Origin of the sequence: Blautia hansenii DSM 20583, assembly GCF_002222595.2 — a bacterium.
GTDB classification, from domain to species: domain Bacteria; phylum Bacillota; class Clostridia; order Lachnospirales; family Lachnospiraceae; genus Blautia; species Blautia hansenii.
In genome coordinates this window covers 834994-852043 of record NZ_CP022413.2, presented here as the reverse complement: position 1 = coordinate 852043, position 17050 = coordinate 834994, and the positions used below count along the sequence as shown (strand labels likewise).

The 17050-nt window shown below is 39.7% G+C and carries 15 protein-coding genes; 4 read left to right on the top strand and 11 right to left on the bottom strand.

Features of this window, described 5'->3' with window-relative positions:
* Positions 1-18: 18 nt before the first annotated feature.
* From CGC63_RS04310 to CGC63_RS04295, 4 genes are all read right to left on the bottom strand, one after another.
* Positions 19-741, bottom strand: coding sequence for a phosphatase (locus CGC63_RS04310; protein WP_003023217.1), 723 nt, complete (start codon positions 739-741; stop codon positions 19-21).
* Between the two features lie 93 nt (positions 742-834).
* Positions 835-2304 carry a xylulokinase gene (xylB, locus tag CGC63_RS04305; protein ID WP_003023219.1) on the bottom strand — a complete coding sequence of 490 codons (1470 nt, stop codon included), beginning with the start codon at positions 2302-2304 and terminating at the stop codon, positions 835-837.
* A gap of 60 nt (positions 2305-2364) precedes the next feature.
* Positions 2365-3843, bottom strand: coding sequence for an L-fucose/L-arabinose isomerase family protein (locus CGC63_RS04300; protein WP_040351312.1), 1479 nt, complete (start codon positions 3841-3843; stop codon positions 2365-2367).
* Positions 3844-4076: 233 nt separating this feature from the next.
* Positions 4077-4634: a transporter substrate-binding domain-containing protein gene (locus CGC63_RS04295; protein ID WP_003023222.1), complete on the bottom strand. Its 558-nt coding sequence runs from the start codon at positions 4632-4634 to the stop codon at positions 4077-4079.
* Positions 4635-4804: 170 nt separating this feature from the next.
* On the opposite strand from CGC63_RS04295, the gene mnmL reads away from it, so the two are divergent.
* Together mnmL and CGC63_RS04285 are read left to right on the top strand one after the other, a co-directional pair.
* Positions 4805-5749, top strand: a complete 945-nt coding sequence (gene mnmL, locus CGC63_RS04290) for a tRNA modification radical SAM protein MnmL/YtqA (RefSeq protein ID WP_003023226.1) — start codon at positions 4805-4807, stop codon at positions 5747-5749.
* Positions 5750-5752: 3 nt separating this feature from the next.
* Positions 5753-6265: a DUF4364 family protein gene (locus CGC63_RS04285; protein WP_003023228.1), complete on the top strand. Its 513-nt coding sequence runs from the start codon at positions 5753-5755 to the stop codon at positions 6263-6265.
* 71 nt (positions 6266-6336) lie between these two features.
* Here CGC63_RS04285 and nrdR read toward each other — a convergent pair whose 3' ends face one another.
* Positions 6337-6786, bottom strand: coding sequence for a transcriptional regulator NrdR (nrdR, locus tag CGC63_RS04280; RefSeq protein WP_003023230.1), 450 nt, complete (start codon positions 6784-6786; stop codon positions 6337-6339).
* 50 nt (positions 6787-6836) lie between these two features.
* Positions 6837-8000: an FprA family A-type flavoprotein gene (locus CGC63_RS04275; RefSeq protein WP_003023232.1), complete on the bottom strand. Its 1164-nt coding sequence runs from the start codon at positions 7998-8000 to the stop codon at positions 6837-6839.
* 142 nt (positions 8001-8142) lie between these two features.
* Here CGC63_RS04275 and CGC63_RS04270 point away from each other — a divergent pair, with 142 nt between their 5' ends.
* Both CGC63_RS04270 and arcC read left to right on the top strand, forming a co-directional pair.
* On the top strand, positions 8143-9174 hold the full coding sequence (locus CGC63_RS04270; protein ID WP_003023234.1) for a M42 family metallopeptidase: 1032 nt from the start codon (positions 8143-8145) through the stop codon (positions 9172-9174).
* A 232-nt stretch (positions 9175-9406) separates the two neighbouring features.
* Positions 9407-10339 carry a carbamate kinase gene (arcC, locus tag CGC63_RS04265; RefSeq protein WP_003023236.1) on the top strand — a complete coding sequence of 311 codons (933 nt, stop codon included), beginning with the start codon at positions 9407-9409 and terminating at the stop codon, positions 10337-10339.
* A 208-nt stretch (positions 10340-10547) separates the two neighbouring features.
* Here arcC and CGC63_RS04260 read toward each other — a convergent pair whose 3' ends face one another.
* The 5 genes from CGC63_RS04260 to CGC63_RS04240 form a co-directional block, all read right to left on the bottom strand.
* Entirely contained in the window at positions 10548-11015 is a 468-nt protein-coding gene (locus tag CGC63_RS04260; protein ID WP_003023239.1) for a threonine/serine exporter family protein, read from the bottom strand.
* A complete protein-coding gene (locus tag CGC63_RS04255; protein WP_089438665.1) occupies positions 11012-11797 on the bottom strand; it encodes a threonine/serine exporter family protein in 786 nt (261 codons plus the stop codon). Before CGC63_RS04255 ends, CGC63_RS04260 begins: the two co-directional genes overlap by 4 nt.
* 78 nt (positions 11798-11875) lie before the next feature.
* On the bottom strand, positions 11876-12748 hold the full coding sequence (locus CGC63_RS04250; RefSeq protein WP_003023245.1) for an undecaprenyl-diphosphate phosphatase: 873 nt from the start codon (positions 12746-12748) through the stop codon (positions 11876-11878).
* A gap of 11 nt (positions 12749-12759) precedes the next feature.
* Positions 12760-15957: a carbamoyl-phosphate synthase large subunit gene (gene carB / locus CGC63_RS04245; RefSeq protein WP_003023248.1), complete on the bottom strand. Its 3198-nt coding sequence runs from the start codon at positions 15955-15957 to the stop codon at positions 12760-12762.
* The gene (locus CGC63_RS04240) at positions 15957-17030 is read right to left on the bottom strand and encodes a carbamoyl phosphate synthase small subunit (protein WP_003023250.1); all 1074 of its coding nucleotides are present in this window, start codon (positions 17028-17030) and stop codon (positions 15957-15959) included. Before CGC63_RS04240 ends, carB begins: the two co-directional genes overlap by 1 nt.
* Positions 17031-17050: the final 20 nt, after the last annotated feature.

Below are 17050 nucleotides of genomic sequence, written 5' to 3'. Positions count from 1 at the left end.
AGAAAAGTTACCGATTTTTTATAAATTTTTATATTTATTGACGTATTTTTTCAATTCACATACACTTCTGTTCACTACTAAGTCCTCCGGAAAAGCAATTTCGTCAAAAATCTCTTGTGCATACTTGTGAAATCCCACTAAAGCATCTGTGTGCGCATCACTGTTTACTACTACGGGAACTTGATACCGCATACAATATTTCAGCATAATTTTGACATTTTCCGCTCCTCCCTGCCGTGTACAGCGAGGGTCCAGCGAATTATTGTTCACTTCCAAAAGAATTTTATATTCCTTGGCTGCCTGTACCAGCGCCAAATAATCCACAGGATATCGTCCGTCATCCGGATGCCCGATAATATCAATATAAGGCTTTTTCATTGTTTCGATATATGCCTGTGTATTTTCTTCTCTCGTTCCCGGTTTTATACAGGGAATATGAAGACTGGCAATGATAATATCCAGCTTTTTTCGGATGTTTTCCTCTAAATCCACGTTTCCTTTGCTGTCTAAAATATTTACTTCACTTCCCAGCAAAAGCTCTGTTCCATACATTTCCCGCTCTACCATTTTCAGGTTTTGAAAATAATATTCATGGCATGTTCCGGGCATTGCCATAGCATGCTCTGTAATTCCCAAAAGCTCCAATCCCTTATCTGCGGCTGCTTTTGCCATTTCTCTCATGGTATTATAGGCATGCCCACTGGCAATGGTATGTGTATGCACATCCAGTACGTAATTCATATTCCCTTCCTCCCTGTATTTTTCGATTTTAAGAAAAGAGACTATTGCATAAACAGAAATATGCTCTTAATGCAACAGTCCCTTTTATAAAATTTATACAATTTCTTTAAATAAATCCTTCACTGTGGGATAGATTTTCGCAAATTTCCGATATTTCTCCTCGTATTTTGCAGCTAATTCCTGCTCAGGTTCTATGGTATCAACAACCTCTACAATCTTTTCTGCCGCTTCCTCCACAGAAGCAAATTCTCCGTTGGCAACAGCCGCCAACATAGCTCCGCCTAAAGCCGGTCCTTCTTCTGCTTTGATAATATCCACTTTAATATTTAAAACATTTGCAATTATTTTTCTCCAAAGAGGGCTTTTTGCTCCGCCGCCGCAGATTTTTGTTCTCTCAATTTTAATTCCCAGAGATTTTGCCACCTCAAAAGAGTCTCGAATGGCAAAAGCAACGCCTTCCAAAACAGCCTGCGTCATATCCGCTCTCGTTGTGTCCATGGTAAGTCCGATAAAAGTTCCTCTTGCATTTGGATTGTTGTGAGGAGAACGTTCTCCCATCAGATATGGAAGAAAGTATACCTTATTTTCCCCCAGCTTGTCAATCGCCGCCTGTTCTTTTCTGTAATCCTTTGTACCGATAATTTCATCCATCCACCACTTATTGCAGGATGCTGCACTTAACATACATCCCATTAAATGATAATTGCCATCTGCGTGGGCAAATGCGTGGAGCGCATTATTGGGGTCTACACCAAATTCCTTGCTGGAAATGAAAATTGTTCCGCTGGTTCCCAAAGAAATATTACATCTTCCGTCACCTACTGTTCCGGTTCCCACGGCTGCCGCCGCATTATCTCCGGCACCTGCCACAATTTTACAGGTATTCGGAATTTGAAGCATCTCTGCCAGCTCGTCCTTTAATGTTCCAACTGTTTCATAGCTTTCAAACAGCTTCGGCATCTGTTCTTCTGTAATCCCGCAGATTTTCAGCATTTCTTTTGACCAGCATCTGTTTTTCACATCAAAGAGCAACATTCCGGATGCGTCAGACGTATCGCAGCAGTGAACACCGGAGAGCTTATATGCCAGGTAATCCTTCGGCAGCATGATTTTTCTGATTTTCTTAAAATTCTCCGGCTCATTTTCCTTCACCCATAAAATTTTCGGCGCTGTAAAGCCTGCAAAAGCAATGTTCGCTGTACAGGCAGATATTCTTTCTTTTCCGATTACTTCATTTAAATAATCGGTTTCTTTCTGTGTTCTTCCGTCATTCCACAGAATTGCCGGACGAATGACCTCATCATTCTCATCTAAAATTACAAGGCCGTGCATCTGCCCGCCAAAGCTGATGCCTGCCACCTGACTTTTGTCACATTCTGCCGTCAATTCCCTAATTCCCTCTAAGCTCTGTTTCCACCAATCCTCCGGATTTTGCTCAGACCAGCCGGGCTTTGGAAAATACAAAGGATATTCCCTTGATACAATTTTTTCTATTTTCCCTGTTTCATTCATCAAAAGCAGTTTTACCGCCGAAGTGCCTAAATCTACTCCAATATATAACATAACAAACCTCCTGTAAAACAATGAAGGCTGCCCGTAGAAAGACAGCCTCTGTAATTATATCTATGCAAATGGATTTTCTGTTGGGTATAATGCGCCTTTTGGCTGATTGTAGTTGATTTCATCAATCTCTACGCCTAAGAACTTAAATACTTCAAACAATGTTTTTCCGTAATGTCCAAAAGCAACCGCTCCGTGATGAGGATAATTTTTTTCAATCAGCACATGGCGATAGAAACGTCCCATTTCAGGAATTGCAAAAATACCAATTCCCCCAAAGCTCTGTGTTGCCACCGGAAGTACTTCACCCTGTGCAATGTATGCACGAAGCTTGCAGTCTGCTGTGCTCTGTAAGCGATAGAAAGTAATATCTCCGGGGATAATATCTCCTTCCAGAGTACCCTGTGTTACTTCTTCCGGCAAGGTTCTTGCCATAATCATCTGATACTTCATGGAACATGCTGTCAGCTTGCTTGCCGCTGTATTTCCGCAATGAAATCCCATGAAAGTATCTTTCTGTGTATAGTCATATTTGTTTTTGATTTCTTCATTATAAATATGAGAAGGTACTGTGTTGTTAATATCCAGCAGGGTAACGGTATCCTGACTGATAACTGTACCGATATATTCACTTAATGTTCCCCAAATATCCACTTCACAGGAAACAGGAATTCCTCTGTCTGTCAGACGACTGTTTACATAACATGGCACAAATCCAAACTGTGTCTGGAATGCAGGCCAGCATTTTGTTGTAAGCGTTACATATTTTCTGCTTCCTTTATGTGCTTCTACCCAGTCTAATAAGGTAATTTCATACTGTGCAAGCTTAGGTAGGATTTCAGGTTTCATATTTCCTTCGCCTAACTCTGCTTCCATTTCTTTTACAACGTCAGGAATACGTGGGTCATCTGCATGTTTATTAAATGCTTCAAATAAATCAAGCTCAGAGTTTTCTTCAATCTCTACACCTAAATCATATAATCTCTTAATCGGTGCATTACATGCAAGGAAGTTTGCCGGTCTTGGACCAAAGCTAATAATTTTCAGATTTTTCAATGCAACAACAGCTCTTGCAATCGGTGCAAATTCGTTAATCATTTCTGCAATTTCTTCTGCCGTTCCCACAGGATATTCCGGAATATAAGCGTTTAAATTACGCAGCTTTAAATTATAGCTGGCATTTAACATTCCACAGTAAGCATCGCCTCTGCCTTGTACCAGATTTCCTTCTTCTGCCGCTGCCACAACCATGGATGGACCATGGAAAGCTTTTACCAGCATAGTTTCCTCTGTTTCAGGGCCAAAATTGCCAAGGTAAACAATCTGTGCGTTACAGCCTGCTTCTCTTAATTCCTTAGCAGCCTTCAGCATATCTGTTTCACTTTCTACAACTGTGGGGCATTCGAAAATTTCTCCGCTAAAATTTTTCTTGTAAGCCTCTACTACTGCTTTTCTTCTGTTTTCTGACAAAGACATCGGGAAACAGTCACGGCTTACTGCAACAATACCTAATTTTAATTCCGGCATGTTTGATAAATTCATACTTTTTTCCTCCTGAAAATTTTTATTCTTCTGAAAGGCTCTCACCTTTTACTCTCAAAAATGTGCTTTCAAGTTTCGTTCAGTCACACTTAGTTTAGCCATTAAACTATATCTTTATGCTAACATTACACCCTTGAAAAATCAAGTTGTTTTTTCAAAAAACCGCCTGTAAATTTATACAAAAAACGAGAGGATTTTTCAGGCATATTTTCCCTGTTTCCTCTCGCATTTTTTTATTGAACCGGAATACTGATATCCTTTTCAAAATATTTTTTTGAAATCTCTCCGATACTTCCGTCTTTTCTGAGTTCAACTAATTTTTTATTGATTTCTTTCGCCATAGGATTACCTTTTTTCGTAAAAACCGCAATTTTTGTATCTTCTGTGTTTTTTCCTATTACATCTTTTACCTCTGCAATGTCTGCATAAGCATCAGTGTAGGAATAATGGCTCTTATTCCAGTCTGCAAGCCCCACTGCTGATATGACACAGTCATATAGTTCCGCATCCAAGGATTTCAAAAGATTTTCCTCTGATGTATCTACAATCTCCAGCTTCAGCTCCAGCTTTTCTGCGATTTTCTGTGCTACTTCTACTTCAAAACCCTCAGGCATACTGCTTTGCGATGGCACATAACACATTTTATCAATCTGCAAGTTCATACCTACCTTTAAAGTTCCGCTTTCTATTGGTCTTGCTTTTTCTTTTCCTAAGCTGCATCCGCTCAGTCCTGTAAGGAGCACGGTCATACAGCACAAAATACTTATTACTTTCTTGGCACTTTTTCTCATACGTCTATCCCATTATCTTTCCATTTATTTAAGTTCACATTACCACAAATTGAAAACCTTTGTCAACGATATCGGGAATGGCAGACTCGATTTCTGTCTTATTCTTTCTCTTGTAAAAGAATTTTTCCAATGGTATGATATAGAAAGAAGAAAAAAAGGAAGGATTTCTTATGGAAAACTGGAACGGAAAACCATATCATTCTTTTGATTATATGCTAAAGGAGCGATTTGGAGAAAAAATATATAAAGTTGCTTTGGACGCAGGTATGACCTGCCCCAATCGTGACGGAACTCTTGGCAGCCGCGGCTGTATTTTTTGCAGTGCAGGAGGTTCAGGAGATTTTGCAGGCAGTCGTCAGGACTCTATTACACAGCAGATTGAAAAGCAGGCAGCTTCTATTCGGCAAAAGCGGGGCGTAGCAAAATTTATTGCTTACTTTCAAGCCTACACCAATACTTATGCTCCTGTGGATTACTTACGAAAAATTTATACGGAAGCGATTTCACACCCTGATATTGTAGCAATTTCTATCGGAACCAGACCGGATTGTCTGGGTGAAGATATTTTACAGCTTCTGGATGAGTTAAATCAAAAAAAGCCTGTATGGGTGGAATTAGGTCTTCAAACCATTCACGAAACCACTGCCCGATATATTCGTCGGGGCTATCCGCTTTCCTGTTTTGAACAGGCTGTTTCAGAGCTTCGAAAAAGAAATCTGGATGTGATTGTACATACCATTTTAGGGCTTCCCGGCGAAAGCAAAAACGATATTTTATCTACCATAGAATATCTTAATCACGGGGATATTCAGGGCATTAAATTGCAGCTTCTTCATGTATTAAAAGGAACCGATTTGGCAGAGGATTATCTGGCAGGAAAATTTCAGGTATACTCTATGGAGGAATACTTGGAGCTTGTCATAGACTGTCTGGAGCATCTTAATCCGGAAATTGTCATTCACCGTCTCACCGGTGACGGTCCAAAGGATTTGCTCATTGCCCCTCTATGGAGCAGCGCAAAAAGAACCGTTCTAAACACCCTTCACCGAGAATGTAAGCTTCGGCACGCTTTTCAGGGAAAACAATATAAACCAATGGAAAATAAGGAGGATTAAGTCATGTCAGAGCCACTCACACTCTATAAACTGATTATTCTGTATATGTTGGAAAAAGTGGATTTTCCGCTTACGAATGCTCAGATATCCGGTTTTGTGCTGGATAAAGGCTATACCACCTATTTCCATCTCCAGCAGGCAATTTCAGAGCTGATTGACTCAGAGCTGATTGAGTCCAAAACCATTCGAAACTCCTCTTACTTTGAGATTACTGCTCAGGGTAAACAGACACTGTCCTACTTTGAGGATCAGATTTCCGATGGGATTAAATCTGATATTTCTGCTTTCTTCAAAGAAAATATTATTCAGATGCGAGAAGAACTATCTGCTATTGCAGATTATTACAAAAGTGAAATCGAAGGTTATCACGTACGCTGTCGTTTGAAAAAAAATGACTTTTCCGTGGTAGATTTAACCATAGCAGTTCCCACAGAAGAAGCTGCTGCTGCCGTCTGTATGAACTGGAAGGAAAAAAGTCAGGATATTTACGAAAATCTCATTGAATTCTTAATGTAAGACAATATAACGCAAAGGAGTTGTCGCTTTAAATTCATATCTCGAATATTTTTAAAGCAACAACTCCCTTTTTAATTCATCATTTTCTTTAATTCGTCCATAAAGGTATCAATATCTTTGAATTCCCGATATACAGACGCAAATCGGACATAAGCCACTGCATCCAGCTCCTTGAGCTTGTCCATAACAATTTCCCCTATCAGTGTACTTGGAATTTCCCGCTCTTCCTTATTGAAAATTTCGGTTTCAATATCATCAATCAATTCTTCGATTTTCTTTACGGAAATCGGTCGTTTATAGCAGGCACGTGTAACGCCTCCCTGAATTTTCGAACGGTCATATTGCTCTCTGCTCTGGTCTTTTTTGATTACCACAAGGGGAATTGTTTCAATTTTTTCATACGTTGTAAAACGCTTCCCACATTCATCACACTGACGTCTTCGTCTTATAGAATTATTATCCGGTACAGGTCTTGAGTCGATAACTCTTGTATTTTCCTGACCGCAAAACGGACACTTCATGGCAAAGTCCTCCTGTCTTTTGTAGTTTTATCTCCACAGATTTTGATTTCTTACCCCAGTAAAGCCTCTGCCAGAGTCTCCAGATTTTTCTCATCAGCTTCTTTCATTACAGATTTGATGCTGACAACCGGCTCACAAATCTGAACGTCTTTCATTGCTTCCAGATAAGCCTTCATCAATTTTCCGGCCATAGGCGCCCATGAACCGTTTTCCACAATACCTACGGTTCTCTTTTTGTAAGTTTTTACTTTTAAGTGATATAAAAAGTCTTCCATGCAAGGGAACAACGCTCCGTCATAAGTCGGAGACATGATTACCAGCTTGTCATAGCGGAATGCTTCTGCTACTGCCTCTGCCATATCATCTCTCGCCAAATCAAAGCAGCAAACTGCCTTCGCACCTTTTTCTTTTAAAATCTCAGCCATCTTTTCGGCTGCTTTTGCCGTATTTCCGTGAATAGATGCGTAAGCAATTACCACGCCTTCCTCTTCCGGCTCATAACTGCTCCATGTAAGATATTTTTCAATATAATAGCCCAGATTTTCTTTTAAAACAGGTCCATGAAGGGGACAAATTGTCTGAATATCCAGAGTCGCCGCTTTCTTCAATAAATTCTGTACCTGTGTGCCGTATTTTCCTACAATATTGATAAAATATCTTCTGGCCTCGTCTGTCCAGTCTTCTTCCACATCAAGAGCGCCGAATTTTCCAAATCCGTCTGCGGAAAACAGAATTTTTTCAGACTGTTCATACTCTACCATAACCTCCGGCCAGTGAACCATCGGCGCCATAAAGAACTGTAAGGTGTGACTTCCAAGGCTTAAAGTATCTCCTTCTTTTACCACAACGCTTCTGTCTGAAAGGTCCATGCTGAAAAACTGAGGAAGCATAGAAAAGATTTTTGCATTTCCCACAATTTTCATATCCGGATATAATTCAGCTAATTTCTGAACATTAGACGCATGATCCGGCTCTAAATGAGAGACTACAAGGTAATCCACACTGCGGCCGTTTAACGCCTGAGATAAATTTTCCATCCATTGCTCTGTGGCACGTTTATCCACAGTATCCATAACAGCTACTTTTTCATCTAAAATTACATAAGAATTGTAAGAAACTCCATTTGGTACCTTATACTGACTTTCAAACAAATCAATGGTTTTATCATTTACTCCGATATACACAACAGAGTCTGAAATTTTCATATCATACATGGGTTATATTCCTCCTTGTCTTTAATATGTCCATACTATTTCTATTATATATGGAATGAATGAATTTTTCTACTACAATTTTCTTTTTCTTGACGTAATATAACGGAAAAGCTACAATGGGAGCAATAGGAGGATTGAAATCATGGAAAAATACACGGATTATATTTTAGAACAATTACAAAAATTATTGTCCATTGACAGCCCGACAGGCTATACAAAAAATGTAACGGACTATCTCATGGATGAATATAAGGCAATGGGCTATACTCCCACACAGACGGTAAAAGGCGGCGTCTTGGTAGATTTAGGCGGAACAGATGCTGAAAATGCCGTTTTTCTGGAAGCTCATGTGGATACGCTGGGCGCTATTGTTACAGAGGTTAAAGCAAACGGCAGACTTGCCATTTCTCCGCTGGGAGGTATGAATGCCAATAATGCAGAAGGGGAAAACTGTAAAATTATCACACGTTTTTCCGGCGCTTATGAAGGTACGTGCCAGCTTTGCAATGCTTCCATTCATGTAAACGGAAAATACGATGAAACTTCCAGAAGTTTTGATGTCATGGAAATTGTCCCTGACGAAAAGGTTTTCTCAAAAGCAGACACCGAAGCGCTGGGTATTATGACAGGGGATATTGTTTGCTTCTGCCCACGCACAACCATTACCAAAAGCGGATTTATCAAAAGCCGTTTTCTGGATGATAAATTAAGTGCAGCTATTTTAATGGGCTATGCCAAATATTTAAAGGATAACCGAATTTGTCCAAAAAGAAAGCTCTATCAGCATTTCACCGTATATGAGGAGGTTGGACATGGAGGCTCTGCTTCTATTCCTGCGGGTGTCACAGAGGTTTTATCGGTTGATATGGGCTGCGTGGGAGACGGCTTAAATTGTAAAGAGCATCAGGTATCTATCTGTGCCAAGGACAGCGGCGGTCCTTATAATTACCAGCTTGTCAGTGATTTAATTTCTGCTGCAAAAAATGCAGGAGCAGATTTTGCCGTAGATGTTTATCCTCATTATGGCTCGGATGCAGAAGCGGCTCTGCGGGCAGGCTATGATGTGCGTCACGGGCTTATCGGTGCAGGTGTCTACGCCTCCCATGGCTATGAGCGAAGCCACGTAGACGGTGTAAAAAATACCTTTTTACTTTTAAAATCTTATTTAGGATAAGCTTCTTTTAATTTTTCTTAAGAGAGTTTTCATTTTTTTTATAAAACCGACATAATTTCCTCATATTTTGTCCTTATAATGGAACATGGATAGTTGATAAACCACTCACTATCTCCCCCCTCAAGTTGGAAAGACCCGATACTTTTGTATCGGGTTTTTTCTGTTGCTTTTCTTTTCCGTAACCGATATAATGGTTTATAACTATAAACGATAGGAAAGAAGGACTTATTTTATGGGCAAAAAGAAAGTAGTAGTAGCGCTTGGACACAGAGCTCTCGGCACAACACTTCCGGAGCAAAAATGTGCCACAAAATCTTCCGCTAAAATTTTAGCAGATTTAATTGAATGCGGACTTAATCTGGTAATTACACACAGCAATGCACCTCAGATTGGCATGATACACACTGCCATGAACGAATTTGGAAAGGTACATCCTGATTTTACTGCCGTTCCCATGTCTGTATGCTCTGCCATGAGTCAGGGCTACATTGGTTATGATATCCAAAACGCTTTAAGAGCAGAGCTTCTTCGCAGGGGTATTTATAAACCGGTCAGCACTGTTTTAACACAGGTTACCGTAGACCCTTATGACGATGCTTTTCATGAACCGGTAAAAGTTATCGGAAGAACGCTGACAGAGGAAGAAGCTTTCCAAGAAGAGAAAAAGGGAAATTATGTAACCAAAACAGAACAGGGATATCGCAGAATTGTAGCCGCCCCAAAGCCGGACAAGATTATTGAAATTGACGCAATCAAAACCTTATTTGATGCAGGACAGGTTGTCATTGCCGCCGGAGGAGGCGGAATTCCCGTTTTAGAACAAAATGAAGAGCTTACCGGAGCAAGTGCAGTCATTGAAAAAGACTTAATCAGCGAAAAACTGGCAGATGAACTGGACGCTGATATTCTCCTGATTTTAACAAGCGTAGACTGTGTTTCTGTAAATTACGAAACAACACAGGAAAAAGCACTTCACGAAGTGACTTCTGCCGAATTAAAAGAATACATGGAAGAAGGGCAATTTGAAGACTACACGATGCTGCCCAAAATTCAGGCTTCTATCGACTTCGTAGAAGCCAAACCGGGCAGAAAAGCCATTATTACCTCCATTGCAAAAGCAAAGGACGGATATCTGGGTAAAACAGGCACGATTGTAACAGCATAGAGTTTTTTATAATGTAAATATGGCACGATATTATTTTAAATTAAACTCTCTCAAAATAAAAAAGACGACTACCCATTACTGCATAATCAAAATTATAGATATATTTTGCGAATTTGTCGAGTACGCTTTGAGACCTCAGGCTCAAAGGGAGCGCAGACTGAGCGTAAATGTATCTATAATTTTTGATTTGTAATAGGTAATCGTCTTTTTATTTCCTTCCATATAACGCTTTATCTCCAAATAACCGATTAATGGTTTTCTGTGGAATTTCAAATACCAGAATAATTCCTAACACCATGGCAATAGCTATTCCTAATGTTTCTCGTCCATAATAAAGTCCCATTTCGTGATTTTCCTGCACACTGTAATAAATGGTTCTATACACACCAATTCCCGGCACTTCCGGAAAAATACCCGCAATCAAAAATAAAGTTACCGGACATTTTCTTACTGTGCTCCCAATTCGTGATGCTAATGTAATAAATACAGTAGCAATAAAATTAGCCTCTACTACACCGGTATGCAATACATGAATTAATGTCCAGCAAAGCATCCAGCCTGTTCCCCCGATTACACCGCACAACGGATAATGTTCTTTTGGTACAGAAAATAATACAGAAAAAGCAATCGTACCAAAAAAAGCTGCCAAAAATTGTAAAACTGCATCTGTAATCATAATAGGCTTCCTCCTGTCATCCGAAAATATATTACATGCATCAGGCTGACTCCCAAAGCAATTCCAAGAGCCACCATCAAAGCATCTAAAAAGCGGACGCCTCCTCCGATATAATTCCCCTCAGCAAAATCACGAACAGCATTTACCAAAGATACTCCCGGAACCAAAGGCATAACAGAACCTACCAAAATACTTCCCGGTGTATTTCCAAGTCCTATACGATAAAAAAACACTGCAAAAAGAGATACACAAAATCCCCCAATCATATTTAACACAATTTTTGATGTAGTTTTTTCTCGTTTTTCAAAAGCAAGAAGTACCACATATAATAAAAATCCTGAAAGAAATGCTGCAAGCATATCCATAGCCTGTCCACCTAACAGGTAACAAAAACCACCGGAACCTACCCCCGATGCAAGCATCCTACTAATATCTGATTTTCCCGGTTCTTTTTTAATTTCTTCCAGTTTTTTTTCAGCTTCCTCAATGGTATACTTTCCTTCTACAATTTCTCTGGAAAGCTGATTTACCGCCGCTATTCTATGAAGTTTTGCCCCTTGAATAGGAATGTGTTTTACACTGGCATACATCTCTCCTTCTTCATTTTCGGCTGTAAGAAAAATACCGGTACTCATAACAAAAGGGCTGCATTTTTCAATTCCAAATGCCATTGCAATACGTTTAATAGTTTCTTCTACCCTGAAAATTTCTGCCCCTGCATCCAATAAAATCCTGCCTGCTTCCATAGACAAGTCCAAAACCTTTTTATCCTCGTTCTCCATCTTAATTCCTTCGTTCCTTTCTCAATGTCCCATAAAATTAGAAACAAGAGGCTGACGCACTGCGACAGCCCCTTTTCATTATCTGAATATTGTAAAGAACAGCATTACGATAATACCTAATACAATTCGGTACCAGCCAAAAGCTTTAAAATCGTGTTTTTTGATATATCCCATAAGGAATTTAATTGCCAAAATAGACACCACAAAAGATACAACTGTTCCTACACCTAAAATTGTAAGTTCCCAAGAAGTAAAGTCAAATCCAAATTTTACAATTTTTAAAAGACTTGCACCAAACATAACAGGGATTGCAAGGAAAAAGGTATATTCTGCTGCCACTGTTCTGGATGCTCCCAGAAGAATTCCACCGATAATCGTTGCTCCGGAACGAGAAGTTCCCGGAATTAATGCTAATACCTGAAAAATTCCAATCAGCAGCGCTGTTTTCCATGTAATATCTGCAATAGAATGAATTTTCACTGTTCTCTTTTCATTGTAGTCCTCCACTACTAAAAAGAGAACACCATATACAATCAACATAACTGCTACTACAAACCAGTTATTGAACTTCTTTTCAATAAAGTCATCAAAAGGAAGACCGATTAAAATTGCAGGAAGACAGGATACCATAATCTTCAGCCACATAATCATCTTATCGATTTTGACAAAACGACATAAAGTTCCTGCTGCCTTTTCTACTTTTGTCACATTTTCATGCTTTGGTTTCTTATTTCGGAATGGCCAAATATCTTTCCAATATAAGACAACTACCGCCAGAATTGCACCTAACTGAATGACTACCATAAACATTTCCCAGAATGCTTTACTTACATCCAGCTTTACAAATTCTTCTACCAGAATTAAATGTCCGGTACTACTGATAGGAAGCCATTCTGTAATACCCTCTACAATTCCTAAAAAAACAACCTTTAACAGTTCTAAAATATCCATACCTTCTCCTCTTAAATTGCTGCGATATCAATCAATTCCAGCTTTTGAATATCTGTGTTTTCCAGACTGGTTACCAGTGCCTCTGCCGTATCTAATGCGGTTAATACATTTACGCCTGTTTCAATGGCATTTCTTCTGATAATAAATCCGTCCTTTGCCTTATCCACACCCTGACTCGGCGTATCAATAACAAGGTCAATCTTATGTCCCAGAATTAAGTCCATCAGGTTTGGTGACGGCTGCTCAATCTTATTAGTTCTCACTGCCTTCACACCGTTTTCATTTAATACTTTTGCAGTGCTTCTTGTGGCATAAATCTTATATCCCAAATCAGAGAAACGTTTTGCAATAGGAATAATATCCTGTTTGTCTTCATCTCTTACGGTGATAATCATATTTTTATGCTTTGGAAGATTGATGCCTGCTCCCAAAAAGGCTTTGTACAGAGCTTCATTAAAGCTTTCGGAAATTCCCAGACATTCTCCTGTGGATTTCATTTCAGGTCCCAGACTGATGTCCGCACCTCTGATTTTTTCAAAGGAGAATACCGGCATTTTCACTGCATAATATTTTGCTTCCGGCTGAAGTCCCGGTGTATATCCTAAGTCCTTTAATTTATGTCCTAAAATTACCTTTGCAGCTAACGGAACGATTGGAATACCTGTCACCTTGCTGATATACGGTACGGTACGGCTGGAACGTGGATTTACTTCAATAACATATACTTCCTCACCACATACAATGAACTGAATATTAATCATTCCCAGCACATGAAGAGATTTTGCCAGTCTTCGTGTGTATTCCTCAATAGTCTTTTTCGCAGTCTCACTGATGGTTCTTGCAGGATATACAGAAATACTGTCTCCGGAATGAATACCGGCTCTTTCGATATGTTCCATAATTCCCGGAATTAAAATATCCTCTCCATCACATACTGCATCTACCTCGATTTCCTTACCCTGTAAATACTTATCTACCAGAATTGGATGTTCCTGTGCAATACGATTGATAATTCCAATATATTCTTCCACATCTTCATCATTAATAGCAATCTGCATCCCCTGTCCGCCTAATACATAAGAAGGACGTACTAAAACAGGATATCCCAGCTCATTTGCAGCTTTCTTTGCTTCTTCTGCTGTATATACTGTATGCCCCTTTGGTCTTGGAATATGACATTCCTCTAAAATACCGTCAAACAGCTCTCTGTCCTCTGCAGCGTCTACATTTTCTGCAGAAGTTCCCAGAATTTTCACACCCATTTTAATCAAAGCTTCTGTCAGCTTAATTGCTGTCTGTCCACCAAACTGTACGACTGCTCCATCCGGCTTTTCTACATTTACTACATTTTCCACATCTTCCGGTGTCAACGGCTCAAAATAAAGCTTATCTGCAATATCAAAGTCTGTACTTACTGTTTCAGGGTTATTATTGATAATAATGGTTTCGTAGCCTTCTTTTTCAAATGCCCATGTACAGTGTACGGAGCAGAAATCGAATTCTATACCCTGTCCGATACGAATAGGACCGGAGCCTAAAATCAATACTTTTTTCTTGTCTGTTTTACCTTCTGCTTCGTTTTCGCCGCCGTAAACAGAATAATAATATGGTGTACTTGCCTCAAACTCTGCCGCACAGGTATCTACCATTTTATAAGCTGCTGTAATGCCGTATTCTTTACGCAGAGCTTTTACTTCATCTTCTGTTTTACCTGCCAGTTTTGCAATCACATGATCCGGAAACTCAATTCTCTTTGCTTCTCTTAAAAGGTCTTCGGTAAGCTCTTTCTTTCTAAGCTCCTCTTCCATTTCTACAAGAATGGCAATTTTATCAATAAACCAGTTATCAATCTTCGTAATCTTATGAATGGTTTCGTAATCAACGCCTCTGCGGATTGCCTCGGCAATTCTCCAGATACGCATGTCATCTACAATGCAAAGCTCCTCTATTAAATCCTCTTTGGAAAGCCCTGTAAAATCATAAGACATGAGACTGTCCACATGCTGCTCCAGTGAACGGATTGCCTTCATTAAAGCGCCTTCAAAGTTATTGCAGATGCTCATAACCTCTCCGGTTGCCTTCATCTGTGTTGTCAATGTTCTCTTAGCGCTGATAAATTTATCAAATGGCAGACGAGGAATTTTTACAACACAGTAATCCAGCATTGGCTCAAAGCTGGCATAAGTTTTTCCTGTAATGGCATTTTTAATTTCATCTAAGGTATATCCAAGGGCAATCTTTGCCGCTACCTTTGCAATCGGATATCCCGTAGCTTTAGATGCCAGCGCAGAAGAACGTGATACACGAGGGTTTACCTCAATTACGCAATATTCAAAGCTGTTAGGATTTAAAGCATACTGTACATTACATCCGCCTGTAATTCCCAGCTCTGTAATAATATTTAAAGCAGAAGTACGAAGCATCTGATATTCTTTATCACCCAAGGTCTGAGATGGTGCGACTACAATACTGTCTCCGGTATGTACACCTACGGGGTCGAGATTTTCCATATTACATACGGTAATGCAGTTTCCTGCACTGTCACGCATTACTTCGTATTCAATTTCTTTCCAGCCTGCAATGCAACGTTCTACCAGTACCTCTCCTACACGAGACAGGCGAAGTCCGTTTTCCAGAATTTCTACTAATTCTTCTTCGTTATTGGCAATTCCGCCGCCGCTTCCTCCTAATGTATAAGCAGGGCGAAGAACTACCGGATAACCGATTTTATTACTGAACGCAATTCCGTCTTCTACATTCTTTACTACCAGAGAAGCTGCAATAGGCTCTCCGATTTTTTCCATAGTGTCCTTAAATTCCTGACGGTCTTCTGCCTTTTTAATGGTTTCGGAGGTTGTTCCGATAAGACGCACATTATGCTCTTTTAAGAAACCTCTTTCTTCCAGCTCCATAGCAAGGTTCAGCCCGGCCTGTCCGCCCAGAGTCGGAAGCACACTGTCCGGTTTTTCCTTTAAAATGAGCTGCTCTACCACTTCCACTGTCAAAGGCTCAATATAAACCTTATCTGCAATATCCTTGTCCGTCATAATCGTAGCCGGATTGGAGTTTAATAAAACGACCTCAATTCCTTCCTCTTTTAAGGAACGGCATGCCTGTGTACCTGCATAATCAAATTCTGCTGCCTGTCCGATAACAATCGGGCCGGAGCCTATCATCAATACCTTTTTAATATCTGGATTTTTCGGCATTATTTGGTCACCTCCATCATTTTTAAAAATCTGTCAAATAAATAGCCTGAGTCCTGTGGTCCCGGACAAGCTTCCGGATGGAACTGTACGGTAAAGATATTCTTTCCTGTATACTTTAAGCCTTCATTTGTCTTATCGTTAACATTGATAAATGCCGGAACAGCAATTTCCGGATTTAAGGTCTCTGTGTCGACTACATAACCATGGTTCTGAGAGGAAATATATACTCTTCCTGTTTCCAAATCCTTTACAGGGTGATTTCCTCCTCTGTGTCCGTATTTCATTTTCTTTGTGTCCGCTCCTGTGGCAAGCGCCATGAGCTGATGTCCCAGACAAATAGCAAAAATAGGAACTTCAGAGTCATATAATTTTTTTATTTCTTCTATAATAGAAGTACATTCCTTCGGATCTCCAGGGCCGTTAGAAAGCATAATTCCATCTGGATTTGTTTTCAGAATTTCCTCTGCTTTTGTGAAGGCAGGATAAACAGTTACCTCGCAGCCTCTTTCATTTAAAGATTTTGCAATATTATCTTTGGCTCCAAAGTCCATTAAAGCTACCTTCGGACCTTCTCCCTTTAAAACTGTTTTTTCTTCACAGGTTACACGTTCCACTACTTTTCCTGTGTTGTATGCCTTTAATCTTGGAATAATCTCTTCTAATTTATAAGCTGCATCTGTTGTAATCATTCCGTTCATTGTGCCTTTTTCTCTCAGCAGCTTCGTCAGAGCTCTTGTATCAATGCCTGCAATTCCCGGAATATCATATTGCTTTAAGAAGTTCTGAATCGTGTCTTCACTTCTGAAATTGCTTGGCATGCGAGATAATTCTCTAACGATATACCCATCCGGCCATGGTCTTAAAGACTCCTGATCTTCATGGCAAATACCATAATTTCCGATTAAAGGATAGGTCATACAGACTGCCTGTCCTGCATAAGAAGGATCTGTAAGCACCTCTAAATAGCCTGTCATAGATGTATTAAAGACAATTTCACTGATGATTTCCTTTTTAGAACCAATGCTGGTTCCTGTAAAAACAGTTCCGTCTTCCAGTATCAAAAATGCTTTCATGCTTTCACCTGTCTTCCTTT